This window comes from Rhodococcus (subgen. Prescottella) equi, assembly GCF_003013675.1.
Classification (GTDB): Bacteria; Actinomycetota; Actinomycetes; order Mycobacteriales; family Mycobacteriaceae; genus Prescottella; species Prescottella equi.
Genome location: NZ_CP027793.1, coordinates 4,592,939 through 4,617,064, shown reverse-complemented (window position 1 = coordinate 4,617,064; position 24,126 = coordinate 4,592,939). Strand labels below are relative to the sequence as shown.

25 protein-coding genes are annotated in these 24,126 nt (G+C 68.7%); 13 read left to right on the top strand and 12 right to left on the bottom strand.

What is annotated here, in order from left to right; translation table 11 throughout:
- Positions 1 to 14: 14 nt before the first annotated feature.
- From hypD to C7H75_RS21455, 3 genes are all read left to right on the top strand, one after another.
- A complete protein-coding gene (hypD, locus tag C7H75_RS21465; RefSeq protein WP_106851806.1) occupies positions 15 to 1,145 on the top strand; it encodes a hydrogenase formation protein HypD in 1,131 nt (376 codons plus the stop codon).
- Complete coding sequence (locus C7H75_RS21460) at positions 1,142 to 1,963, top strand: DUF6390 family protein (protein WP_069855544.1); 822 nt, start codon at positions 1,142 to 1,144, stop codon at positions 1,961 to 1,963. Before hypD ends, C7H75_RS21460 begins: the two co-directional genes overlap by 4 nt.
- A 452-nt stretch (positions 1,964 to 2,415) precedes the next feature.
- On the top strand, positions 2,416 to 2,820 hold the full coding sequence (locus C7H75_RS21455) for a MerR family transcriptional regulator (protein ID WP_005517458.1): 405 nt from the start codon (positions 2,416 to 2,418) through the stop codon (positions 2,818 to 2,820).
- Between the two features lie 22 nt (positions 2,821 to 2,842).
- Here the strand turns inward: C7H75_RS21455 and C7H75_RS21450 are convergent, their stop codons facing one another.
- The 6 genes from C7H75_RS21450 to C7H75_RS21425 all read right to left on the bottom strand — a co-directional run bounded on the left by C7H75_RS21450 (position 2,843) and on the right by C7H75_RS21425 (position 7,619).
- Positions 2,843 to 3,595 carry an energy-coupling factor ABC transporter ATP-binding protein gene (locus tag C7H75_RS21450; protein ID WP_069855545.1) on the bottom strand — a complete coding sequence of 251 codons (753 nt, stop codon included), beginning with the start codon at positions 3,593 to 3,595 and terminating at the stop codon, positions 2,843 to 2,845.
- A gap of 1 nt (position 3,596) precedes the next feature.
- Complete coding sequence (cbiQ, locus tag C7H75_RS21445; RefSeq protein WP_069855546.1) at positions 3,597 to 4,355, bottom strand: cobalt ECF transporter T component CbiQ; 759 nt, start codon at positions 4,353 to 4,355, stop codon at positions 3,597 to 3,599.
- Between the two features lies 1 nt (position 4,356).
- A complete protein-coding gene (locus tag C7H75_RS21440; RefSeq protein ID WP_005517464.1) occupies positions 4,357 to 4,707 on the bottom strand; it encodes a PDGLE domain-containing protein in 351 nt (116 codons plus the stop codon).
- Complete coding sequence (locus C7H75_RS21435; RefSeq protein ID WP_175280071.1) at positions 4,704 to 5,390, bottom strand: energy-coupling factor ABC transporter permease; 687 nt, start codon at positions 5,388 to 5,390, stop codon at positions 4,704 to 4,706. The genes C7H75_RS21440 and C7H75_RS21435 overlap by 4 nt, the downstream gene beginning before the upstream one ends.
- Before the next feature lie 135 nt (positions 5,391 to 5,525).
- Entirely contained in the window at positions 5,526 to 5,801 is a 276-nt protein-coding gene (locus tag C7H75_RS21430) for a hypothetical protein (protein ID WP_005517466.1), read from the bottom strand.
- Between the two features lie 225 nt (positions 5,802 to 6,026).
- Positions 6,027 to 7,619 carry an ABC-F family ATP-binding cassette domain-containing protein gene (locus C7H75_RS21425; RefSeq protein WP_064076219.1) on the bottom strand — a complete coding sequence of 531 codons (1,593 nt, stop codon included), beginning with the start codon at positions 7,617 to 7,619 and terminating at the stop codon, positions 6,027 to 6,029.
- A gap of 271 nt (positions 7,620 to 7,890) precedes the next feature.
- Between C7H75_RS21425 and C7H75_RS21420 the strand changes: the two genes are divergently transcribed.
- Complete coding sequence (locus C7H75_RS21420; RefSeq protein WP_013417270.1) at positions 7,891 to 8,382, top strand: beta-class carbonic anhydrase; 492 nt, start codon at positions 7,891 to 7,893, stop codon at positions 8,380 to 8,382.
- Positions 8,383 to 8,389: 7 nt separating this feature from the next.
- Here the strand turns inward: C7H75_RS21420 and abmR are convergent, their stop codons facing one another.
- Entirely contained in the window at positions 8,390 to 8,965 is a 576-nt protein-coding gene (gene abmR / locus C7H75_RS21415; RefSeq protein WP_013417269.1) for an ATP-binding transcription factor AbmR, read from the bottom strand.
- Between the two features lie 114 nt (positions 8,966 to 9,079).
- On the opposite strand from abmR, the gene C7H75_RS21410 reads away from it, so the two are divergent.
- The 3 genes from C7H75_RS21410 to C7H75_RS21400 all read left to right on the top strand — a co-directional run bounded on the left by C7H75_RS21410 (position 9,080) and on the right by C7H75_RS21400 (position 13,286).
- Positions 9,080 to 10,816 (top strand): penicillin-binding transpeptidase domain-containing protein, encoded by a 1,737-nt coding sequence (locus C7H75_RS21410; RefSeq protein WP_106851804.1) that lies wholly within the window; start codon positions 9,080 to 9,082, stop codon positions 10,814 to 10,816.
- Between the two features lie 132 nt (positions 10,817 to 10,948).
- On the top strand, positions 10,949 to 12,631 hold the full coding sequence (locus tag C7H75_RS21405) for an NTF2-like N-terminal transpeptidase domain-containing protein (protein WP_013417267.1): 1,683 nt from the start codon (positions 10,949 to 10,951) through the stop codon (positions 12,629 to 12,631).
- A 43-nt stretch (positions 12,632 to 12,674) separates the two neighbouring features.
- Positions 12,675 to 13,286, top strand: a complete 612-nt coding sequence (locus C7H75_RS21400; RefSeq protein ID WP_005517473.1) for a TetR/AcrR family transcriptional regulator — start codon at positions 12,675 to 12,677, stop codon at positions 13,284 to 13,286.
- A gap of 24 nt (positions 13,287 to 13,310) precedes the next feature.
- On the opposite strand, the gene C7H75_RS21395 is transcribed toward C7H75_RS21400, so the two are convergent.
- Entirely contained in the window at positions 13,311 to 14,369 is a 1,059-nt protein-coding gene (locus C7H75_RS21395; RefSeq protein WP_084845907.1) for a M48 family metallopeptidase, read from the bottom strand.
- A gap of 150 nt (positions 14,370 to 14,519) precedes the next feature.
- On the opposite strand from C7H75_RS21395, the gene C7H75_RS21390 reads away from it, so the two are divergent.
- From C7H75_RS21390 to C7H75_RS21375, 4 genes are read left to right on the top strand one after another with little or no spacing between them, the layout of a single operon-like run.
- The gene (locus C7H75_RS21390) at positions 14,520 to 15,734 is read left to right on the top strand and encodes an acyl-CoA dehydrogenase family protein (RefSeq protein WP_084922744.1); all 1,215 of its coding nucleotides are present in this window, start codon (positions 14,520 to 14,522) and stop codon (positions 15,732 to 15,734) included.
- Positions 15,731 to 16,759, top strand: coding sequence for a phosphotransferase family protein (locus C7H75_RS21385; RefSeq protein WP_106851803.1), 1,029 nt, complete (start codon positions 15,731 to 15,733; stop codon positions 16,757 to 16,759). The genes C7H75_RS21390 and C7H75_RS21385 overlap by 4 nt, the downstream gene beginning before the upstream one ends.
- Positions 16,756 to 17,493, top strand: coding sequence for an SDR family NAD(P)-dependent oxidoreductase (locus tag C7H75_RS21380; RefSeq protein ID WP_064079770.1), 738 nt, complete (start codon positions 16,756 to 16,758; stop codon positions 17,491 to 17,493). Before C7H75_RS21385 ends, C7H75_RS21380 begins: the two co-directional genes overlap by 4 nt.
- A gap of 2 nt (positions 17,494 to 17,495) precedes the next feature.
- Positions 17,496 to 18,095, top strand: coding sequence for a histidine phosphatase family protein (locus C7H75_RS21375; protein ID WP_106851802.1), 600 nt, complete (start codon positions 17,496 to 17,498; stop codon positions 18,093 to 18,095).
- Positions 18,096 to 18,247: 152 nt separating this feature from the next.
- Here the strand turns inward: C7H75_RS21375 and C7H75_RS21370 are convergent, their stop codons facing one another.
- The 3 genes from C7H75_RS21370 to C7H75_RS21360 all read right to left on the bottom strand — a co-directional run bounded on the left by C7H75_RS21370 (position 18,248) and on the right by C7H75_RS21360 (position 20,688).
- Complete coding sequence (locus tag C7H75_RS21370) at positions 18,248 to 19,714, bottom strand: peptide MFS transporter (RefSeq protein WP_081185151.1); 1,467 nt, start codon at positions 19,712 to 19,714, stop codon at positions 18,248 to 18,250.
- 47 nt (positions 19,715 to 19,761) lie between these two features.
- Entirely contained in the window at positions 19,762 to 20,139 is a 378-nt protein-coding gene (locus C7H75_RS21365) for a DUF3054 domain-containing protein (protein WP_106851801.1), read from the bottom strand.
- Positions 20,140 to 20,256: 117 nt separating this feature from the next.
- Entirely contained in the window at positions 20,257 to 20,688 is a 432-nt protein-coding gene (locus tag C7H75_RS21360; protein WP_005517490.1) for a DoxX family protein, read from the bottom strand.
- Positions 20,689 to 21,116: 428 nt separating this feature from the next.
- On the opposite strand from C7H75_RS21360, the gene rox reads away from it, so the two are divergent.
- A complete protein-coding gene (rox, locus tag C7H75_RS21355; protein WP_084955398.1) occupies positions 21,117 to 22,544 on the top strand; it encodes a rifampin monooxygenase in 1,428 nt (475 codons plus the stop codon).
- Between the two features lie 78 nt (positions 22,545 to 22,622).
- Here rox and C7H75_RS21350 read toward each other — a convergent pair whose 3' ends face one another.
- Complete coding sequence (locus tag C7H75_RS21350; protein ID WP_022598044.1) at positions 22,623 to 23,174, bottom strand: YceI family protein; 552 nt, start codon at positions 23,172 to 23,174, stop codon at positions 22,623 to 22,625.
- A gap of 302 nt (positions 23,175 to 23,476) precedes the next feature.
- On the opposite strand from C7H75_RS21350, the gene C7H75_RS21345 reads away from it, so the two are divergent.
- Positions 23,477 to 24,094, top strand: a complete 618-nt coding sequence (locus C7H75_RS21345) for a hypothetical protein (RefSeq protein WP_005517496.1) — start codon at positions 23,477 to 23,479, stop codon at positions 24,092 to 24,094.
- Positions 24,095 to 24,126 lie beyond the last annotated feature (32 nt).

Here is a 24,126-nt window from a genome sequence, read left to right as displayed (position 1 = left end):
GAGGAGGTTGCACCATGAAGTTCGTGGACGAATTCCGGGATCCGGCGGCGGCACGGGCGCTGGTCCGGTCCATCACCGAACTCGCCGGCGACGACGAGTTCAAGTTCATGGAGGTGTGCGGCGGGCACACCCACACCATCTACCGGCACGGGATCGAACACCTGCTGCCCCGGTCGGTGGAACTGGTGCACGGACCGGGGTGCCCCGTGTGTGTCATCCCGATGGGGCGCGTGGACGACGCGATGTACCTCGCCGAACAGCCGAACGTCATCTTCACGACGTTCGGCGACATGATGCGCGTGCCCGGTTCCCGAGGAAACCTCATCGAGGCGAAGGCCCGCGGCGCGGACGTGCGGTTCGTCTACTCGCCGCTGGACCCGCTCAAGATCGCCGTCGACAACCCCGACAAGCAGGTCGTGTTCTTTGCCGTCGGGTTCGAGACGACGGCCCCGTCGACGGCGGTGACGCTGGTGCGGGCGCGGCAGACAGGGGTGACCAACTTCAGCATCTTCTGCAACCACGTGACGATCGTCCCGCCCATCAAGGCGATCCTCGAGTCGCCGGATCTGCGGCTGTCGGGCTTCCTCGGCCCGGGCCACGTCTCGACCGTCGTGGGACTCCGGCCGTACCGCTTCGTCCCGGAGGTGTACGGAAAGCCGATGGTGGTGGCCGGTTTCGAACCACTCGACATCCTCGCGTCCGTGCACATGCTGCTGCAGCAGATCCGTGACGGCCGCTGCGAGGTGGAGAACCAGTACATCCGCGTGGTCCGGCCGGAGGGCAACACGCAGGCCCTGAAGCTGATGAGTGAGACCTTCGCGTTGCGACCGCATTTCGAATGGCGCGGACTGGGCTTCATCTCGCAGAGCGCGCTCAAGATCCATCCCGACTACGCCGAGTTCGACGCCGAGGAGCGTTTCTCGATGCCGGGCGTGCGGGTCGCGGACCCCAAGGCGTGCCAGTGCGGCGAGGTCCTCAAGGGCGTCATCAAGCCGTGGGAGTGCAAGGTGTTCGGCACCGCCTGCACCCCGGAGACCCCGATCGGCACGTGCATGGTGTCGCCGGAGGGGGCGTGCGCGGCGTACTACAACTTCGGGCGCCTGCACCGGGAGACGGCGCTGCTGGTGGGTCGGAGAGCCGAGTGACCACCGGGGTCGATGCCGGCCGCGTACTGTTCGCGCGGTACGCGTACGCGCCCAACGCTCTCGGCTACTGCGGACCCGCCGGCGCGGCGACCCTCGAGACGGTGGCGTGCGGGGGAGTCGGCGCGGGGTCGGCAGCGGTGGACGCCGTCGCGCGACAGTTCAATGGCGCGTGGCCGTACCAGGAGTTGCTGGCCGAACTCGCGGGCATCGATGATCCGCTCGACGGGCGCGTGGTCCGCGGCTATTGGACCGGCAACGAGGTGACGGCGGCCGTCGACCGGGCGCGGTTCGGCCGGGAATTGCTGGCCCGCTTGGGGGCTCGGGCCGGTCACTACTGGAAGTACCTCACCGACGATCTCCTGCCCGAGGCCGCACCGACGCATGCGTTCCACGTGTTCGGGGTCTACCCGTGGACGCGCCTGCTCGACACGGGCATGCCGCAGCCGATGCACGTGCTGGATTCGTGTCGCATCCGCAACGGCGTCGTGGTCGCCCTGACCTCGCAGACGGCGACCGTCCGCTCGCGCGGACTGCAGTTCGACGGCCGTCGACTCGCCCTCGGACCGCTCGAGGACCGGCCGGCCCGGCGCAACGTGGGCTCCGGATCCTTCGTCCCGGACCTGCGGATCGGGGACCGGGTGGCGGTGCACTGGGACCTGATCTGCGACCGCCTCGACGCCGACGAGGCGGGAAGTCTCGAGCATTGGACCGATTGGCAACTGCAGCAGACCAATCCCCGCCTGGGGTGCTTCTCGGAGAGGCCCGCCGCCGGTAGGGGGTCTGCGGTCCGGGGCGTCGGCCGCGCGTTCGGGGCGTGACGACCATCACGTGAAATTCTACAGCGGCCGCTGTAGACAATTGACGGTGTCCGTTGTACTGTTTCTCTCGTCGATACAGAAGGATCCAAGAAGGCAGGTAAGAGGACGAAGACCTGCGTGAAGGAAAGAACTGGTGAGTAGGGCGGGACGCGTCGAGAAGGTGTGTTGATGTGTTTCGGAAGTACTCGATGCGTCCCGCCATCTACCGGGCAGCACGATCGCCTCGGTAGTGCAGGGAACAGGTAGTTGCAGGACCTGCGGCGCCGGTGAGTTGGGCGCCGCACCCGGGGTGGTAGCGAGATCACTGCCCCGGAACATCGAAGGAAGATCCCCAAACCGGGAGGTGGTGCACGGTCAGCTGTTACAAGATCGCGTCCCGTCCGCCGAGGCGGGGAACAGGTAAGTAAATCCCCTCGGGCCCCGGCGCCGCACAGGCGCCGGGGCCCCCGTCCGTGCACACGAAAGGCGACACGCACATTCCGCCGAAGTCAGACAGCAACAGCCCCGACGCCGCCGGCCCGGGAGACAAGTTCGACGACGAGGACTTCCCTGCGTACAGCATGGGCCGTGCCGCCGAAATCCTCGGTGTCACGCAGGCGTTTCTCCGCAGCCTCGACACCGCGAAGCTGATCACCCCGTTGCGATCCGGGGGCGGTCACCGCCGCTATTCCCGCTACCAACTCCGCATCGCCGCACGCGCGCGTGAACTGATCGATCAGGGCACCCCTATCGAGGCCGCCTGCCGCATCATCGTTCTCGAGGACCAGCTCAGCGAAGCCCAGCGGATCAACACCGAACTCCGCCGCGCGCAACAGCACCCGAGTGAGGCGGCCGAGCGCGACAGCACCACCGACTGAACGGCCTGCTGCGTCGCTTCGGTCACCCCTCGGGGGCCGAAGCGGGAACCGAGAAGCCCCACGGCAGTTCCAGGCGGTGCGCCGCCAGCAGTTCGGTGTCCCCGAGGATGCGCTCGATCCGGTCGTCCGCGACAACCCGACCCTCGTCGAGAACCACCGCACGCCGGCACAGTTGGGCGGCGTACGGCAGGTCGTGGGTGACCAGCAACAGCGTCGTGTCGAGCCCTGTGAGCACGTCGGCGAGTTCGCGACGCGCCACCGGGTCGAGATTGCTCGACGGCTCGTCGAGCACCAGTACGTCGGGCCGGCACGCGAGAACCGTTGCGAGCGCGACTCGTCGACGCTGACCGCCGGAGAGATGACCGGCGCTCCGCTGCGCGTGCTCGGCCATGTCGACCTGCGCGAGCGCCTCGGCGACCCGGCGCTCCAGTTCGCCGCCGCGGACCCCGAAGTTGGCGGGGCCGAACGCGACGTCCTCGGCGACCGTCGGCATGAACAGCTGGTCGTCCGGGTCCTGGAACACCACCCCGACCCGGCGCCGGATCTCCCGCAGGTTCTCGCGGGCCACGGCGAGGTCACCGATCTGCACGGTGCCCGACGTCGCCGTCAGCACGGCGTTGAGCTGCAGGATCAGTGTGGTCTTGCCGGCGCCGTTCGGTCCCAGGATCGCCACGCGTTCGCCCGCCGCGACCTCGAAGTCGACGCCGTCGAGCGCTCGGCGCCCATCCGGATACTCGAAGACGAGACTGTCGGTTCGGATTGCGGGAACCGACATCTCACACCGTCCAGGCCATGACGGCGACTGCGACGGCGCACACGGCCGGCGCAAGCGCGAGGCACCAGTCGCGACCCCGGGCCGGCGGCGCGTACAGCGGGACGGTGCCGGTGAACCCGCGGGACAGCATCGCGAGGTGAACGCGCTCGCCCCGCTCGTACGAGCGGAGGAACACCCCGCCGACGCCGCGCGCGGTGGCCCCCACCTGGTGCAGCGTCCGGGGGTCGTCACCTCGGGAGACGCGTGCGATGCGCATCCGTTCGATTTCGCCGGCAAGCAGATTCACGTACCGGAGCATCAGCGTCGCGACGGTGACGACGATGCCCGGCAGACGCAGCCGCGACAGCCCGGCCGGCAGCGATCGCACCGGCGTGGTCGCCGCGAGCGTGAGCGAGACCAGCACGCCCAGGGTGCCCTTTGCGAGGATGTTCCACGCCGCCAGCAGGCCGGGCCCGGACAGCGACAGGCCGAGGACGGTCACGCGATCGCCTTCCTCCGCGAACGGCAGCAGCACCGCGAGGACGACGAACGGGAGTTCGACGAGCATGCGGGGCGCCAACCAGCGCAGCGTGATCCCCGCGATCTGCCACACCGGCACCAGGATCGCCGGGTACAGGGCGAACGCCCAGAACGCGTCGCGAGGGGTGGCCACCACGGCGAACACGCCGACGAGGGCGGCGAGGATCTTCACCTCGGGAGGCAATCGGTGGACCGGCGACGACCCTTCGAGGTACATCGGATGGGTGTGGGAACCCGACACGTCAGGGTTCCCGGCGGCGGTGCGCGAGAGTTCGGAACAACAGGCCGGCCACCACGAACACCGCGACGACCCCCAGTACCCCGGCGACCCCGGTCAGCGCGGAGTCACCTCGGACCGAATAGTCGGCCAGCGGCGACGACGACAGATGATGATCGGTCGCGCCCTGAGCGATGCAGTCGCCCACCAACTGCTCGCCGCCGTCGACCTGCACCACGTCGCAGCCACGCTGGGTGGTCGAGTCCAGACCGTCCGGGCTGGAACTGGCGAGATACGACAGGACTCCGGCGATCAACAGCGCGGCGATCGCGAAGCCGACCAGGAAGCGGGACCGGGTGCGGATGGAGGTCGTCATGTCGACATCGCTCCCTTCGCGTGCGCGACGCCGGGTCGGGCTCGCAACAGGTACACCAGGTCGGGGCGCGCCCGCGCCACCGCGACCACCGTGAATGCGGTGATGATGCCCTCGCCGATCCCGATCAGCGCGTGGGTACCGAACATGTACGCGGCGACGGCGTGCAGCGAAGTCACCGCGTCGCCGCCGACCGCGTACTCCACCACGAACATCGACGCCGCGAGAACCGTTGCACACCAAGCGGAGAGGAACGCCAGAATGCCGATGCCGGCATCGCCGTGTCGCGCGAGCAGCGGGCGCAACGCGACGGCCACCGCGTATCCGACGGCGGTGCCGACCAGTGCCATGTTGGTGATGTTGGCACCGAGGGCGGTGAGTCCACCGTCGGCGAACAGCAGGGCCTGCACGGTGAGGACGATCGCGATGCACAGAGCGCCGGTGTACGGACCGACCAGGATCGCGGCGAGCCCGCCGCCGAGCAGATGACCGCTCACACCGAGCAGGATCGGGAAGTTGATCATCTGGACGGCAAAGATGAAGGCCGCGACCAGTCCGGCCATCGGCGCGGTGCGTTCGGTGAGTTCGGTGCGCGCCCGCCAGATCGCGACGCCGACACCGACGATCGCGACGGCCCAGAACAGCGCCGACGTCGGGGCGTCGATGATGCCGTCGCTCATGTGCATCGCGACGATCTGACTCTGCCCATCGGCGTATTCGACAGCCACACTGCCCTCCTGAGGGCGAGGGGATCGGTGGTAGCGAGTTTATCGAGTCATGTGAACACCTGAACAGGCTTTCCGGAATAGTCCGGTTCGCTGTCAGCGCGGCCGCAACAGTAAGAACGCGAGGGTGATCGGCACGACGGTCAGGAGCAGGATGCGGAAGGCCTCACCCGCTCGCACGCCGATGGCCGCGGCGAGAATCGACGGGCCGACCACGGCCAGCACGGAGCCGAGCACCAGCAGGATCCGCCGGACGCGTATCCGCTTCGCACGCGTTTCCGTGGTGACGGAACGAGCCTCCCACTGCGCGCGGATGTGATCCGTCGTGTCGATCCTCGCGCGGTCGGGCGGGGTCGTTTCGATGGCGTTCACGGCATCTACCTCTCAGCTCGTCTACCCCAGGCTACGGCGATTTCCGGCGCGCTCGAGCGAGGCCGTTCGAGAGTCGGAAACCGAAGCAGCGCAAGCGGTTCGTTTGATGCCCCTGTGGCGGGTGTGGTGACGATCCGGGACGTTCGTCGCTAGTGCCGTCGATGCCTGCCGTGCTAGCCGCCGGGACGGACCGCCTCATTTGTGGCGGATGTCATACCGGCGGCGTCAGGCGTCGACGAACCCGTCCTCGGTCAGTTCCAGGCACCGCGTGATGCCGATGTCGGCCAGGAACTGCCGGTCGTGGCTGACGACGATCAGTGCGCCGCGGTATTCGTTCAACGCCTGCGCGAGGTGGGTCAGCGAGGGTAGGTCGAGGTTGTTGGTCGGCTCGTCGAGCAGCAGCAGGCGCGGCGGTGGCTCCGCAGTCAGCAGTAGTGCGAGCGCGGCGCGCAGTCGCTCGCCGCCGGACAGCGTCGAGACGGGCGCGTCGGCCTCGGACCCGCGGAACAGGAACCGGGCCAGGCTGCCCCGGATCCGTTCGGGGGTCGCGTGCGGCGCCGCGGCCGCGACGTTCGCCGCAACCGACATCTGCTCGTCGAAGATGTCCAGGCGCTGGGGCAGGAATCCGAACGGCACCTTCGCGCCGGCCCGCACGATCTCCTGCAACGCTGTCGTCTTGCCGATGCCGTTGCGGCCGGTGAGCGCTATCCGCTCGGGTCCGGTCACCGTCAGGTCGAGACTCTGCCCGCTGCGCAGGCGGACGCCTTCGAGCTCGATCACCTGCTGTCCCGGGTGTACCGCGGTGTCCGGGAGGTCGATACGGATCTCCCTGTCGTCGCGCACCCGGTCCTGCGCCTCGGTGAGCGCCTTCTTCGCGTCGTCGACCTTCTCGATGTGGTTGCCGCGCAGCTTGCCCGCCGATTCCTGGGCGGCCCGCTTGCGCATGCCCATGATGATCTTGGGCTCGCGCTTGTTCTCGAACATCTTCTTGCCGTAGCGCGCGCGACGATCCAGCTTGATCTGCGCCTCGATCAGTTCGCGGCCCTGCTTGCGGACATCGCTGCGCGCGTCGCGCACGGCGGCGAGCGCGGCCTGCTGCTCCGCCTCGATCGCCTGTTGGTAGTCGCCGAAGTTGCCGCCGAACAGCCGGATTCGCCCGTCGCGGAGTTCGGCGATCGTGTCGACCGAAGCGAGCAGATCGCGGTCGTGGCTCACGAGCAGGACGGTGCCGGGGAACTGTCGGACCGCGGCGTCGAGCAGGCTGCGGCTGGCTCCGTCGAGGTTGTTGGTCGGTTCGTCGAGCAGCAGGACGTCCGGCTCACCCAGCAGTTGTGCGGTGAGCCCGAGCAGTGTGGTCTCGCCACCGGACAATTCGCCGACCGTCCGATCCAGATCGGCGACGTCGGCGACGATGCGTCGTAGGCCCAGCCGGTGCAGGATCGACACCGCGCGCTCCTCGATGTCCCACGCCGCACCGACGGTGTCGAAGTCGTCGTCGGTGCCGGCCCCGGACTCGATGCGCGCCAGCGCACGTCGGATGTCGGAGATGCCGAGGATCGCGTCGACCCGTACGCCCGGATCGAGCGTCAGGTCCTGTGGAAGGTAGCCGACGGTGCCGTGGGCGGTGACCGAGCCTCGCGCCGGCTGCAGGCGGCCCGCGATCAGCTTCAGCAGGGTGGACTTGCCGCAGCCGTTGAGCCCGACGAGCCCGGTGCGTCCCGACCCGAAGACGGCGTCGAGGCCGTCGAGGACGGGGGAACCGTCGGGCCAGGCGAAAGTGAGATCGGACAGGGTGACGGACGCGGACGGATGTGCCATGAGAACTCCGAGAGGTGTGCGGACGAGGCGCAGACGGATGCCTCGGCACACGTCGCGCAGGGCGCGGGATCACCTCTACAGGAGCAAGGGCCTGTCCTATCGATCGGAGACACGAACGTCGACCACGGTATGACCGGTTCAACCGGCATGCAACCGGTTTATTCCGCTCGGGAAGAGTCGAACGCTTCCGCCCGCCCGCGCCCGCGACGATCATGGAAGGTGTGCGTGGGTGTTCCACCCCCGCCCCACCTCAGGAAACCGGGAGACGCCGATGACGGTCACCGACGATTACCTCGAGAACAACAAGCGCTACGCCGAGTCGTTCACCGGCCCGCTGCCGCTGCCCCCGAGCAAGCACGTCGCGGTGCTCGCGTGCATGGATGCGCGACTGGACGTGTACCGGATCCTCGGACTCGGCGCCGGCGAGGCGCACGTGATCCGCAACGCGGGCGGCGTCGTGACGGACGACGAGATCCGTTCGCTCGCCATCAGCCAGCGTCTGCTCGGTACCCGGGAGATCATCCTCATCCACCACACCGACTGCGGCATGCTCACTTTCACCGACGACGCCTTCAAGCGGGACATCCAGGACGAGACCGGCATCAAGCCGAACTGGTCCGCCGAGGCGTTCCCCGACATCGACGAGGACGTCCGCCAGTCGCTGCGCCGCATCCAGGCCAGCCCGTTCGTGACTCTCACGGAGTCGTTGCGCGGCTTCGTGTTCGACGTCGCCACGGGTCGTCTGAACGAGGTCGTGCTCTGACGGAGTGTCAGATCTGCGGGCCGGTCGATCTGAGGTCGTCGACCTTGCGCATCGCCTCCCGTAGTTCCGCGAGCCACTCCTCGGCGTGCTGTCCGGCGAGCTTGACCGTCCACGCCAGGGCATCGGCCCGGGACCGGGCGACGCCGGCGTCCACGAGCGTGTCCAGCACCTTGCGTTCGGGCTGACGCAGGCGCGTCATCACCGGAACGGCCAAATGCGTGAACAGGATTCGTCGATCGCCGATCGTCACACCCCACGCAACCTTGCGTCCGTACCGGGCCTGAGCCTCGTCCGCGATCTGCATCCGCGCGGGGCGGGTCGATTCCCGGAAGCGGGCGACCCGGCCCTCCTCCGCGGCCGCGGAGTTCTCGGTGTCCTCGCCGGGAAGTTCGCCGAACACGACGATCTCCTCACGGTCGACCTCCACGGTCGCGGGGCCGGTGAACCAGTCGTCGGGCAGGCGTCCCGCAAACCACTCCGAGGCGTCCGAGGCGTCCGGCGCGTCGGCCTGTTGCCAGCCGCCGGGTCTTCCGAACCTGTGGCCACCGGTTCCGAACCCGCCGTGGCCGTGTGTGCTTCCCATGATCGTCCTCCTCGGGTCGATCGGGTAATACCTACTGCACTGATTACATGATTACTCCGATGCTCCGGCGACGCCACCGTCCGCGGAGTCTGTTTCTCGGGCATCATCGGGTCCATGTCTGTCTCGCGTCCCGGCCCCCGCACCACCGCGACCGTCCTGGCCGTGGCTTCCGCACTCGTCCTGTCCGGCTGCGGGGGCGGCGACCCCTCACCCGAACAGCGGTTCGCCGACGCGCTCTCGAGCGGCGACGTCCAGGCGGCTGCAGATCTGACGAGCGACCCGGCGGCGGCGTCGACGGCCATCACCGCGATGCTCGACGGTCTGAACGCGCAGGGGCGGTCGTTCACCGTGTCCGAGAACGGTGACGCGTTCACCCTGGCCGCGGACTGGAGTTTCGGCGACGGCAAGCAGTGGCAGTACTCCACCGAGGGCCGCGTGGACGGCGACGTGATCGCGTGGGATCCCGCGGTGCTCGCGCCCGGACTCGCCGCCGGCTCCACGGTCCGGTTCACCCCCACGTCGGGGACGCCCGCCGAGGTGCGCGCGAGTGACGGGCAGCCGATCATGACGCAGCAGGTGGTGACACTCGTCGACGTGCAAGCGCCCGCGGACACCGCCGCCCTGGCCCGACTGCTGAATCCGATCGTCCCCACCATCACCGCCGAGTCGCTCGGCGCGGACCTGGGAAAGTCCGACGGCAAGCCGATCACCGCGGTCGCGCTGCGTGAACAGGACGTCGAGCCCGTTCGGGACCAGCTCGCGGCCGTTCCCGGGGTGGAGCTCGTGCAGCAGACCCGGCTGCTCACGGTGGACCGGGCGTTGTCGTCGCCGGTACTCGCCGACCTGACCACCGTGTGGCAGGAGCAGCAGGACGAGTCCGCCGGGTGGGCCGTGCAGCTGGTGAACGCGGACGGGACGGCGCGTCGTCTGGCCGGGCAGGACGCGGCCCCGGTCCCGGACATCGACACCACACTGGACCTGCGTTTGCAGACCAGGGCGGAGGATGCGCTCGCGAGTGTTCCGCAGCCGGCCGCGATCGTCGCACTGCGGCCGTCCACGGGTGCGGTGCTGGCCGTCGCACAGAACGCGCCCGCCGACGCCCAGGGCGCGATCGCGCTGACGGGCCTCTACCCGCCGGGGTCGACGTTCAAGACCGTCACGACGTCGGCGGCACTGCAGGCCGGGAAGGTCACCCCGGACACCGTGCTGCCGTGCCCCGGCACCGAGAACATCGAGGGCCGGCAGATCCCGAACGACGACAATTTCGATCTCGGGTCGGTGCCGCTGCACTCGGCGTTCGCGCACTCGTGCAACACCACGATGGGGCGCCTGGCGGTGTCGTTGCCGCCGGATGCGCTGCAACAGGCCGCGTTGCAGTTCGGTCTCGGCGTCGACTACGTGACCCCGGGGCTGACGACGGTCACCGGGACGGTGCCGACCGCGCAGACGCCCGCCGAAAGGGTCGAGTCCGCGATCGGGCAGGGCGCGGTGACGGCATCACCGTTCGGGATGGCGCTGGTCGCGGCGTCCATCGCGAACGGGACGACGCCGGCCCCGACGATGATCGTCGGGAAGCCGGGCGTCGCCGACCGCAGCGTCACCCCGACGCCCGCGGACGTCGACGCGGCCCTGCGGTCGATGATGCGCGAGACGGTAACGGCCGGGACCGCCAGGACGCTCGCCGATCTGCCGAACCTCGAGGGCAAGACCGGCACTGCGGAGTACGGTGAGGGCACACGCCCACATGGTTGGTTCGTGGGCATGGATGGAGACCTCGCTTTCGCGGTTTTCGTTGCGGGAGCGGATAGTTCGGGTCCCGCGCTGGAAGCTGCCGGGCGGTTCCTCCGGTAGTCCCGCGGCGCACCCGGACACGGTGCGGTGGTAACGGGAGGGTATCGGCCGAGCGCCACAGTGGCGCAATCGTGACCCCTTCGTGCGCGATCCGTGCTTGTTACTGATGTGACAATCGGGAGGATTGTGACCATGGGTTTCCGAGCCTCGCCCCGCGTCCGGCGTAGCTGTGCGATTGCCGTGCCGCTCGGCCTCGTGGCCGTCCTGGCCGTCACGCTCGTGTCCTGCGTGGGAGACAAGTCCGACGCGAGCGCGCAGTCGGTCGTCACCGGGTTCGTCGACGCCCTCAACGACCGTGACGCCGAGGCTGCCGCCGAGCTGACGTCGTACCCGAACGCTGCCGAGGAATCGATCCAGCAGATGTTCGACGGTCTCGACGCCAAGGAATCCACGTGGACCCTGGCCCAGTTCATGGAACTCAACGGCGATTCCGGTTTCTTCACCGTGGACGCGGCGTGGAACTTCGGCGAGGGCAAGGACTGGAGCTACTTCGTCGACGGAGGCGTCAAGAAGCTGGCCGTGGGGTGGCGCATCTCGTGGGATCCCACGCTGCTCGCGCCGGCCCTCGGCCACGGCCGAACCGTGCGCTACGACCGCACCGACGCCGCGCCGCCGAAGGTGCTCGACGGCGCCGGTAACCCCCTGATGGCGGAACAGACGATCAACGCGGTCACGTTGGATCCGGCGTCGATATCCGACCCGGTGGCCACGACCGATCGGCTCGCGAAGGCTCTCGAGCCCGTTGCCCCACTCGTTACCGGCGAGTCGATGCGACAGGATCTCGCCGCCAAGCCCGGGCAGCGAGTCGTTGCAGTGTTGTTGCGTGACCAGGACTTCCAGTACCTGGAAAAGGACCTCACCGGGATCCCCGGGGTGATCGTCGACAAGCAGCCCAAGCTGATCACGACGGACCGGCGCATCGTGACGCCGCTGCTCGACCCGCTGCGCAAGGTGTGGCAGGCGAACCGGGACGCCACGGCCGGGTGGGCCGTCAACGTCGTCGATCCCGACGGCACCGTGCAGCAGCAGGTGGGCTACCAGGGCCCGCCCGGCCCCGACATCAAGGCCACCCTCGACTCGCAGCTGCAGCTGGCCGCCGAGAACGCGGTGGTGAGCGTCGGCACCCCCTCGGTGATCGTCGCGATCCGACCGTCCACCGGTGCCGTTGTCGCTGCAGCACAGAACAATCAAGCGATCGAGCAGGGGCCCATCGCGTTCACCGGCCTCTATCCTGCGGGCAACTCGCTGGACCTCGTCCGCACCGCGGCCGCCGCCCAGGCCGGCGTCGCACCCGAGGACGTGAGCGACGACGACCTCGAGAAGGCGGGCCGGCAACTCGGCGTCGGCCTCGACTACGAGATGCCCGGTCTCGATCCCGAGACCGCCGTCCTGACCGCGTCGCAGTCCAATGTCGACCAGGTGATGAAGTCGAAGAACGGATCCGAGCAGAAGGTGAGCCCGTTCGGCCTCGCGATGATGGCCGCGTCGGTCGCGCGCGGCAGCGCCCCGCTGCCGATGATCGTCGAAGGGCAACAGGCCACCGCGAAGAACACCGAGAACGCGCTGCCGGCAGCCGTCACCGACCAGTTGCGTAACACGATGCGCGACAACGTCCAGAAGGGATCCGCCTCCTTCCTCAAGGGGCATCCCGACCTGATGGGTGTCGCGTCCGGGAACGACACCGACCGCTGGTTCTTCGGATCGCGTGGTGACCTCGCCTTCGCGGTGTTCGTCGCCGACGCCGACGGCGGCGACCGCGCCGTCAAGATGACCGATCTGCTGATGCGGGAAATGGCCAAGCCGCCGGCGCAGTGACGCTGCGGCAGGGGAGCGGAACTGTCTGGCTTACGGTGGGGGAATGACAACCGACCAGATACCCGGCTCGTGGCGGCACTACGACGACGCCGCGTTGCCGGGGCCGCTCGCGGCGGCCCTCGACCTGTTCGCGGAGCGGGGCTACGAAGGTACATCGATCCGCGAGATCGCCTCGCGTGCAGGACTGTCGGTGCCCGGTCTCTACCACCACTATCCGTCGAAGCATGCGCTGCTGGTGGCGCTGACGCAGGGGAGCATGGTCGATCTGCTCGGCCGCAGCCGGCAGGCGCTCGCGGAAGCGGGGTCGTCGCCGCGTGAGCAGTTCGACGCCGTCGTCGAATCGCTGCTGAGGTTCCACATGTTCCGGCGCGAGCAGGCGTTCGTCGCGTCCACCGAGATGCGCAGCATGGAGCCGGGGGCTCGGGACGCCTTCGTCGGCATGCGCGACGAGCAGCAGCGGATGCTCGACGAGATCGTGCGGGACGGCGTGCGGTCGGGTGACTTCTCCACGCCCTACCCGGAGGACGCCAGCCGGGCGGTGACCACGATGTGCGTCGCCGTCGCGAGTTGGTACCGGCCCGACGGCCCGCTCACCCCCGAGGTGCTGGTGGATCGGTACCTGGTGATCGCTCGGGGCGCCGCCGGCGCGGTGTGACGCACGCCGGCGGTCGCGCCCGCGTCAGTCGCCCGAGTGCCTGCGCCAGTGGGAGAAGCGCTCCTTGATGTCCGCGGCGACCTCGCCGACACCGTGGCCGACCGCGCCGACGGCATCGCCCAAGCCGCTGCCGACGTCACGCAGCACCCGGATCAGCGGATCGTCCGACTGGTCGAAGTTCTGCTTGTAAGTCCGGGCGGCATTGCGGAACTCGTCGCCGATCCGTGCGTCGTCGTCGGCCGACCGGTGCGGATACTCGCCCCGGAGGATCTGCGCGTACTCGCCGCCGTCCACCCATCGCTTCAACTCCGCTGCGCGGAGCACCGAGAACGGGTGGGAGAGCAGCTCGATATTGAGGAGTTTGAGAACACCGTCGCGCAGATCGCCGCTCGCGTCGTACTCCGCGGCCTGCGCCAGGAACGCGTCCGGGTCGATCTCGCTGACCCGCGATCCGCCGGCCAGTTTCATCTGGACCCGCAGCGCGGTATGGACGTCCTGGCTGCACAGCAGGCCCGCTCGATCCCCCGAGAGCTCCGATTTGCGTTGCCACTCCATCAGTCCCGCGATGATCGCGCGCAGGGCCCAGCCGCCGATGGGCACCCAGCCGATGGTTCCGGCGAGGCGCATGAGGTGCAACAGGATGGTGCGGTACACCGCGTGTCCCGACAGCGCGTGGCCCAGTTCGTGGCCGATGACGAAGCGCTGCTCCTCGTAGTTCATCACATCGAGCAGGCCGGTGGTGACCACGATGAACGGCTTGTCCATGCCGATCGTGAACGAGTTCACGGCGGGGGACTGGAAGACGAAGAGCTCCGGTGTCTCGTCGGCGCCCAGGATCTCGACGCAGTCCCGCCGCAGGTCGTCGAGGTCGGGGAACTGACGTTCGTCGACACGGATGGACGTGGCGAGGTACATGAGGCGGTGCTGACGTTCGCGCAGCAGACCCGACAGGGTCCGCAGGATCGTGTCGAAGCCTTTCAGGGTGCGCAGTGTGACGAGCGCTGCCCGGTCTGCCGGGTGTTCCCAGGCCCGCGAGCTGATGCCGGGAAACTCGATTCTCGTGCGATCCGGACTTGTGGTCATCGTCCCTCCCTAGTCGATGGCTCCGACCAGGGTAGCGATCGGTTGGTTTGTCCGCTTCCGTTGCGCGGGGATTGACCCCGTGGGCACCGTCGTGCCACTGTGGCCCTACCGAGCGATCGATCGGTCGGTGCGAGCTGAGGAGGTCTCTACATGGCTGTCGACCTGTCCTATCCATCCGAGGTGCTGAGCCTCGTCGAACGGACGCGGGAATTCGTGCGGGACGTGGTGTTGCCGATCGAGGACGCGCACGGTGGTGACATCGCCGCGGCCGGCGGCGACACGATCCGGGTCGAGATGCAGGCGGAGGCGAAGGGGTGGGGTCTGCTGGCGCCGCACGCGCCCGTCGAGTTCGGTGGTCTCGGTCTGAACATGAGCGATCGATCCCCGGTGTTCGAGGCGGCCGGGTACTCGCTGTTCGGGCCGACGGCGCTGAACATCGCAGCCCCGGACGAGGGCAATGTGCATCTGCTCGCGCACGTCGCGAGCCCGGCGCAGAAGGAGGAGTTCCTCGGCCCGCTCGCGCGTGGTGAGGTGCGGTCGGCGTTCGCGATGACCGAGCCGGCGCCGGGCGCGGGATCCGACCCTTCGGCGTTGACGACGCGCGCGGAGAAGGCGCCCGGCGGGTGGAAGATCAACGGCCACAAGTGGTTCATCACCGGTGCCGACGGCGCAGGATTCTTCATCGTGATGGCCCGCACGTCCGGTGCTCCGGGGGACCGGGGCGGTGCGACGATGTTCCTCGCTCCGGCGTCGGCACCCGGGATTCGGGTGGGCCGGCACATCGACACGCTGGACCGGGCGATGATCGGTGGGCACTGCGAGGTGTTCTTCGAGGATCTGTTCGTGCCGGACGACGCGGTGCTGGGTGCGGTGGACGAGGGTTTTGCGTACGCACAGGTGCGGCTCGGTCCGGCCCGGATGACCCACGTGATGCGGTGGCTCGGCGCCGCCCGCCGCGGGCACGACGTCGCGGTCGACTACGTCGCCCGGCGCGACGGATTCGGTTCCCGGCTCGGCGACCTCGGGATGGTGCAGCAGATGGTCGCGGACAACGAGATCGACATCGCCGCCACACGTGCGCTGCTCACCCGTGCGTGCTGGGAACTCGACCAGGGTGGGACCGCGTCGGATTCGACGTCGATCGCGAAGACTTTCGGGGCGGAGGCGATCTTCCGGATCGTGGACCGGTCGATCCAGATGTGCGGTGGCATGGGCGTCTCGGGTGACCTGCCGCTGGCCCGGCTGTCGCGGGAGGTGCGTCCGTTCCGGGTGTACGACGGCCCGTCCGAGGTGCATCGCTGGGCGCTCGCGAAACGAGTCGTCGGCCAGGCGAAGCGGGCCGCACGCGAGGAGGGCCGGTCGTGACGGCCACGGGCCTCGACGGCCTCGACCTGGTTGCGCTGCAACGCTTCTTCGGCGAGCAGGGTGTGGCGACGGCGGGTGAGCTGCGGGCGCGGCTGATCTCGGGCGGCAAGTCCAACCTCACGTTCGAGGTGTCCGACGGCGTCTCCCGCTGGGTGCTGCGGCGGCCACCGACCGCGGGGCTGACGCCGTCGGCGCACGACGTCGCCCGCGAGTACCGGGTGTGCGCGGCGCTGCAGGGGGCGGCGGTGCCGGTCGCGCCCACGGTGGTGTTGTGTGAGGACGACTCGGTGCTGGGTGCGCCGTTCGCGGTCACCGGGTTCGTCGACGGCCGCGTGATCCGCACCGTCGACGAGCTCGGCACACTCACCGACTCCGAGATCGACTCGTGCGTGCGGGAATTGGTGCGGGTGCTCGCCGCGCTGCACGCCGTCGATCACCGCGTGGTGGGACTCGAATCCTTCGGACGGCCGGAGGGATACCTGTCGCGGCAGGTGGCGCTGTGGGCGCGGCAGTGGGAGCGGGTCAAGACCCGAGAACTCCCGGACCTCGAGCGACTGCACGCGTTGCTGCAGGACGCGGTGCCTGCTACGTCGCGGACGGCGATCGTGCACGGCGACTACCGGATCGACAACACCCTCGTCGCCGCCGACGATCCCGGTCGGGTGGTGGCGGTGGTGGATTGGGAGTTGTCGACGCTCGGGGATCCACTCGCCGACCTCGCGCAGATGTGCGTTTATCGGCATCCGGCGTTGGACGTGATCCTGGGTGAACCGGCGGCGTGGACGAGTCCGCGGTTGCCGTCGGCGGACGCGATTGCCCAGATGTACTCGGAGGCGACCGGAACACCCCTCGACCACTGGGGTTTCTACCTGGGCCTGGCGAATTTCAAGCTCGCCGTGATCGCCGAGGGCATCACCCACCGGCATCTGGCGGGGGCCACCACGGGCGAGGGCTTCGCGCACGCCTGCGAAGCGGTGCCCCCGCTCGTCGCCGCCGGACTCGCCGCGATGGAGGGACAGCGGTGACGGCCAGCGCACTGATCACCGGCGCGTCGCGCGGCATCGGACTCGGCATCGCGGAGCGGCTTGCGGCGCAGGGCTACGGGCTCACCGTCACCGCGCGGGACGCGTCCCGGCTCGACGCCGTCGCCGAGAAACTGCGGGCAGCCGGCGCGCCCGACGTCGTCGCGATCGCCGCCGACATGGCCGATCCCGACGCAGCGCAGGTGCTCACCGGTGCACACCAGGAGCGGTTCGGGTCGATGCGCGCGCTCGTCCTCAACGCCGGGGTCGGCACCGCCGGACCGATCGGCGAGTACCCGATGAAGCGATTCGAGAAGACCGTCGCCGTGAACCTCACGGCGCCGTTCACGCTCCTGCAACGCGCACTCCCGCTGCTACGAGAAAGCGCCGCGGAGAACCCGCAGAACGGTGCGAAAGTGGTTGCCGTGTCGTCGATCACCGGCGTGTACGCGGAGGCGAACCTCGCGGTGTACGGGGCGACGAAAGCAGCGCTGCTCTCCCTCGTCGAAACGCTCAACGCCGAGGAGTCCGGCAACGGTGTCGCCGGCACCGCGATCGCGCCGGCCTACGTCGACACCGACATGTCCGAGTGGACCAAGGACACCATTCCGGCCGACACGATGCTGACCGTCGGCGACGTCGTCGAACTCGTCGACGCGGTGCTGCGGCTGTCGAACCGGGCGGTGGTGTCGAAGATGGTCCTCACCCGGGCCGGTGCGTCGGGCTACGGGGCCTGACCGTGCAGGTGATCCTGGTCCGGCACGCGCTGCCCGAGCACGTCGCCGTCGCCGAGGGGCGCGCCGACCCGGGCCTGACCGAACTGGGACGTCGGCAGGCCCGGCGGTTGGCGTCCGCGTTGACCGACGTCACGGTCGCGCGGGTGGTGACCAGCTCGCAGCTCCGGGCGATCGAGACCGCGGGCCCGCTCGTCGAATCGCTGGGTGTGAGCCCGGTGATCGACGAGCGGCTCGCGGAGTACGACGCCGATCAGCGGTACTACATCCCGATCCACGAGGCGCGCGAGCGGATGCCGGAGGCGTTCGAACGGATCCGGGCCGGGCTGCTGCCCGACTTCGTCGACGAGGACGCGTTCCGCCGCCGGGTCCGGGAGGCTGTGGACGCGGTTGTCACGCAGTCGAACCATGCGGACACCGTCGTGGTCGTCGCGCACGGCGGGGTGATCAACGTCGTGCTGCAGGACATGCTGGAACTGCCGCGTCCTCTGACCTTCCCGATCGACTACGTGTCGCTCAGCCGCGTGCTCATCTCGCGCAACGGTGCCCGGCGGGTGGCGTCGGTGAACGAGACCGCCCACGTCCGAGACCTTCTCGTCCGCTGACCCACCCACGCTGCCCCACCCCCCGCGTTTTGCGCACTTATCGCGGTTTCGGGGCGCGATCCGGCGCGGTAAGTGCGCAAAACGCGAGGGGGAGGGGGAGGGGAGTGGAGGGCCGGGGGAGGGGAGGGCAGGGCAGGTGGGGGCTCAGGGACTCACTGGACGCCGCGCATGAGGCGGCGGATCCACGGTGTCAGCACGGCGAGAAGTACACCGATGCCGAGCGATGCGAAGCCGACGGTCGCGAAGTACGACACCTCGTGGGACTCGTCGTAGAACTGCGACAGCGTGCCGGCCAGGCTCGAACCGAGCGCCACCGACAGGAAGAACAACGCCACCATCTGGGTGTGGAACGCGGCCGGGGCGAGCTTGGTGGACAGCGATAGCCCGACGGGCGAGAGCAGCAGCTCGGCGAAGGTGAACAGCAGCAGGATCCCGGCGAGCCCGAGCAGCGGGGCACTGTTGGGGCCGCCGCCGGACATCGGGATGAAGCACAGGAACGCAATGCCCATGATGCCGGTGCCGAGCGCGAACTTGATCGGCGAGGACGGCTGGCGCGAGCCGAGTTTGGTCCACAGCGCCGCGAACGCACCGGCGAAGACGATGATGAACACCGGATTGATCGACTGCACCCAGGTGGGTGGGAATTCCCAGCCGAAGAGATTGCGGTCCAGGCGGGCGTCGGCGTAGATGGCGACGGTGGTGAACTGCTGCTGGAACAGCGACCAGAAGGCGGCACTCGCGATGAACATCGGGATGAACGCCACCACGCGACTGCGCTCGACGGGGGTGATCCGCCGGCTCGTGAGGATCACCGCGAAGTACGCCACCGCGGCGACGATGGTCAGCGCCACCACGATCTCGGAGAGGTTGGCGGCAGTGATTACCCCGGCGAACGAGAACGCGAACGCGATGACGATCGCCACGATCGCGATCACCGCGACCCGAGGACGCGCGGCCGCCGGCAGCGGGTTGGGGGCCGCCGATCCGACCCCGTGCAGGTGCTTGCGCCCCAGCGTGTACTGGACGAGGCCGAGCGCCATTCCGACTGCGGCAAGCGCGAACCCGACGTGGAAGCCCCAGTTCTTCTGCGCCCATCCGGTGATCAGCGGACCGATCAGGCCACCGAGGTTGATGCCCATGTAGAAGATCGAGAAACCCGCATCCCGGCGTTCGTCGTCGGGTGTGTACAGATCGCCGACGAGGGATGTCGCGTTGGCCTTGAGCCCGCCGCTGCCGAAGGCGATCAGCAACAGTCCGACGCCCACGCCCGCCAGACCCGGGATGATTGCCAGGCTGATATGCCCCAGCATGATCAGGCACGCGCTGTAGAAGAGGGTGCGCTCCGAGCCGAGAAGTCGATCGGCGACCCACGCTCCCACGATCGTCGACAGGTACACCGTGCCGCCGTACGCGCCGACGATGCTGGTGGCCGCGGCCTTGTCGAGCCCCAGTCCGCCGTCGGACACCGAGTAGTACAGGTAGTAGAGCAGGATGCCCTGCATGCCGTAGAACGAGAAGCGCTCCCACATCTCGACGCCGAACAGGTTCGCGAGTGCGAACGGTTGTCCGAAGAATCCCCTGTCGGACTCGGTTCCCTGGGATTCGACCTTCGACGTCATCGGCCCCTCCGCGTGTCTCTTCCGTGCCGGTTGTTCATGCGACGGGATCACGCGAGAGTGCGACGCTTACGGACCGCTTGGTACAGAGCACGCCAGCCGATGAGGAACAGCCCGAGGAACGACGCCGCGACGACGATGAACGAGAACGCGGTGCCCTGATCGTTGACCACCCGCAGCAGCATGCCGACCACCAGAGTCGACAGCCAGACGATCACGCCGGTCGGTACCGCCAGCCGCGAATCGAACTTGTCCCGGTACAGGCCGAGCGTGACGATCCAGCCCGCCGCGAGACCGGTCAGGAACGGCCATGCCGTGGTGAGCAGGCCGCCGATCGTCGAGGCCTCCTCATGGCTCCTCCGGCCGAGGGCGGCGAAGATCAGAACGAGCAGGACGTCGACGACGGCGGCGGGCAGGTATTTCTTCACGCCGACCAGCGTAGGCCGACCCGACAAGTGGCCGTCCTCACCGTCGTCGGCTTCGCGGTACCGCCCTCGGCACCCAGCCCTTCGAACCGCGCCGGTCCTCGTCGACCGATCAGGTGTTCACGCCCGCACCAGCGGCATGATCGCCCGGACGCGGGCGTCGCGCAGGTACAGCCCGCCCCACACGAAGATGCCGACGTACACCGGCGAGAGGATCGTCGACAGCAGCGGCTGCTCGGTGAGGATGTTGCAGGCCACCGCGCCACCGAGGTACCCGGTGAGCAGCACGGCACCGAGGATCGCCGTGACCGGCGTCAGGTACAGCGCCAGGCACACCAGCATCACCACACCCATGACGTAGGGCGCGTACTCCGGGAAGCCGTACTCGGCCATCGAGTCCTTCACCGGCTGGATGTTCGCGAGGTGGATGACGGCGTCGAACAGCAGGAAAGCCACCACCAGCGCGGTGACGACGAGGCCGGCGATGCGGGCCCGAGGCGAAACGGTGGCCGACCCGGGCGCGGTGCGGGTGCGGGGGAATGCGGCGGTCATGGCGAGCTCCCGTTCTGTGGCTGCTCCCCGCCGGTTGCGCGGAGCCTCAGCCATACAGACCGCACCGGCTCGGGAAACTCATCGCGGGCCGGCGTCCCGAATCGGCCTCCTCGGGTCCGCCCCACCTCGATCACACAGTTCCTGGAGAAGCGGTTCGGGAAGCCCGCACCTCCCGAGCAGCAGCGGATGGCGCTGCAGGACAGTGGAACCCGACCTGGCCCGCCACTACCACGTGCTCGGCGATCGTGCCGACGACATCGCCGTTCCGGCGTCGGTGGATGCGCACGGGGGGTGACTCACGGGACCGGAGCGCGGGATCGGAAACGGATCCCTTCCACTTTCAACTTATAGCGCAGTGGGGGCCTTGCGGCAAGGCCCCGGTTGTGCCGCAGAATCGTCCGCCGGAACGAAAACGGCGGAGGGAAAACATGTTCGATGTGACCATTGTCGGGGCAGGGCCGACCGGTCTGATGCTCGCCGCGGAGTTGCGACTGCACGGTGTGCGCACACTGGTGGTGGAGAGGCAGGAAGAACCACCCGCGTTCGTCCGTGCACTCGGTCTGCACGTGCGCAGCATCGAGATCATGGATCAGCGTGGGTTGCTCGACCGGTTCCTGGAGCAGGGAAAGCAGTTCACGGTAGGTGGCTTCTTCGCGGGCCTGAGCAGCAAGTGGCCCGATGACCTGGACACCGCCCACTCCTACGTCCTGGGGATTCCGCAACCCGTCACCGACCGCATCCTGGCCGAGCGGGCACTCGAACTCGGGACCGAGATCCGGCGCGGCAGCGAACTGATCGAGATCGAGCAGGACGACGACGGGGTGACCGCCGTGCTGGCCGACGGCACGCGTCTGCGCTCGCGCTACCTGGTCGGGTGCGACGGCGGCCGCAGCACGGTGCGCGGGCTGCTCGGTGTGGGCTTCCCCGGAGAGCCCAGCAGGGTCGAGACCCTACTGGGCGAGATGGCGGTGTCCGCGTCGCCGGAGACCCTGGCCGCTGTCACGGCCGAGGTTCGCCGGACCCACAAGCGATTCGGCTTCATGCCGCTGGGGGAGGGGATGTACCGCGTCATCGTTCCCGCGGCCGGTGTGGCGGATGACCGGGATGCGCCGCCGACTCTCGCGGACTTCGAAACACAACTGCGTGCCGTCGCCGGCAGCGGCTTCGGAGTGCACTCACCGCGCTGGTTGTCGCGCTTCGGCGACGCGACGAGGCTGGCCGAGCGCTACCGGGCCGGCCGGGTACTGCTCGCGGGCGACGCAGCCCACATTCATCCGCCGACCGGCGGGCAGGGCCTGAACCTCGGTATCCAGGATGCGTTCAACCTGGGATGGAAGCTGGCGGCGACGGTGGCCGGCTGGGCGCCGGACGGGCTCCTGGACAGCTACCACGACGAGCGGCATCCGGTGGCTGCCGCGGTGCTCGAGAACACCCGCGCGCAGATGGAACTGATGTCCGTCGAGCCCGGGGCCCAGGCGGTTCGGCGGTTGGTCGAGGAACTGATCGAGTTCGACGACGTCAACCGGTACCTGATCGAGAAGATCACCGCGATCGGCGTCCGCTACGACTTCGGTGACGACCACGATCTGGTGGGCCGCAGAATGCGGGACGTGCCGTGGGGGCGGGGCCGTCTCTACCGGCTGATGCACGCCGGCCGCGGCCTGTTGCTCGACCGCACGGGTCGACTCTCGGTGGCGGACTGGGCCGATCGCGTCGATCACGTCGTCGACTCGGAGGCGGAACTGGGCGCACCGGCGGTGCTGTTGCGTCCGGACGGGCACGTGGCGTGGGTCGGCGACGATCAGCGAGACCTCGCCGACCAGGTGTCGCGGTGGTTCGGGGAGGCGGCGGGCTGACAGTCGGTCCACATGGAAAACGCACCCGCTGCGATCGGGGGAGGGGGCCGCAGCGGGTGCGTCGTCTATGGGGGGGGATCAGGCCTGGAGGCCGGCCTCGATCTCGAGGTTGATCGAGATCTTGTCGCCGACGACGGCGCCGCCACCCTCGAGCGGCATCTCGATGCTGATGCCGAAGTCCTTGCGATTGATGGTGGTCGAGGCCTCGAAGCCGGCGACCGGCCCGTTGCCCATGCCCGGGTTGACGCCGAGGAACTCGAGTGCCAGCTCGACGGGCTTGGTGACGCCGTGGAGCGTGAACTCGCCCTCGACGACGAAGTTCGAGCCGGCCGGGCGCACGCCGGTGGAGACGAAGGTGGCGGTCGGGAACTGCTCGACGTCGAAGAAGTCGGCCGACTTGATGTGGCCGTCACGCTGCTCGTTGTTGGTGTCGATGGACGCGACCTGGATCTCGGCTTGCACGGACGGGGTGCCGTCCTCGGCGATCGTGATCGAGCCGCTGAAGTCGTTGAACGTGCCGCGGACCTTGCTCACCACGAGGTGCCGGACCATGAATCCGACGGTCGAGTGCGTGGGGTCGATGGCCCAGGTGCCGGCGGACAGGTTGGGCAGGGCGGTGGCGGTGGTCATGTGAACTCCCAGAGGAAAGTAGTTGAAACTTCAAAGACTGTGGTTACAACGGTGGCACCGCCGCCGTGATTCCGCAACCGGTAGTGACGTCCGTCACTCCGCATGGGGGCGCTCGGGCCGGTCTCGATGACCGGAATTCTTACTACCGTTCAGTAAGTTTCCGTGCTACGTTCGCCCTGCTTGTCTGCTTTGCCCCCTCCGGTGACGGCGGGGTGTTTCGAATCCGGTTCTGCCAACCGTGATCTCGGGTCCGGCAGGACTGTCGTGAACAGTGCGCCACCTCATGAAGCAAGGAGAAGCCGTTGTCCAAGAAGTCGACCATCGCCCGCTGTGCGGGTACCGCCGCCGCCGTCGCCGGAACTATCGCCCTGGTTGCGCCGGGCATCGCCTCCGCCGAACCCACCGCCGCCGTCCCCGCCCCCAAGGTGTCGGCCGGTGTGGACGGCGACGTCATCGACATGACCGTCACTCAGACGAGCACGGGCCAGAATGCGTTCTGTCTGCCGATCGTCCTGAACGCCACCGACGCGCTGCCCCTCGCGGCGCTGCCGACCGATCAGTGGCCCGGGTTCGGCGAACTCGTGAGCAAGGTCTACTACATCGGCAACCCGACGTCGGACGCGGCGCCGGTGGCCGACAGCAGCACCGCGCTCGACGAGAACGACTTCAACCCCGGACTGCTCAAGCCCATCACCCCGGGCGCCTACGCCGTCGTCGGAGCGTGCTTCGACAAGGATGCCCAGGATGCTGTTCTGTCCTACAGCTACCAGGTCGTCTTCTCCCCGGGCGGCTTCGGAAGCCTGGGCCAGGCGCTGGATCTCGGCAGCGCCACCATCAACATGGACGGCGGCAGCGCCGTCATCGCCGATCTGCTGAAGAGCGGCGCCGGCAGCAGCATGCTGTTCGCCAACCTGAGCTGACGCGGAGGCCGGCCGGAACACACTCGGGTGGG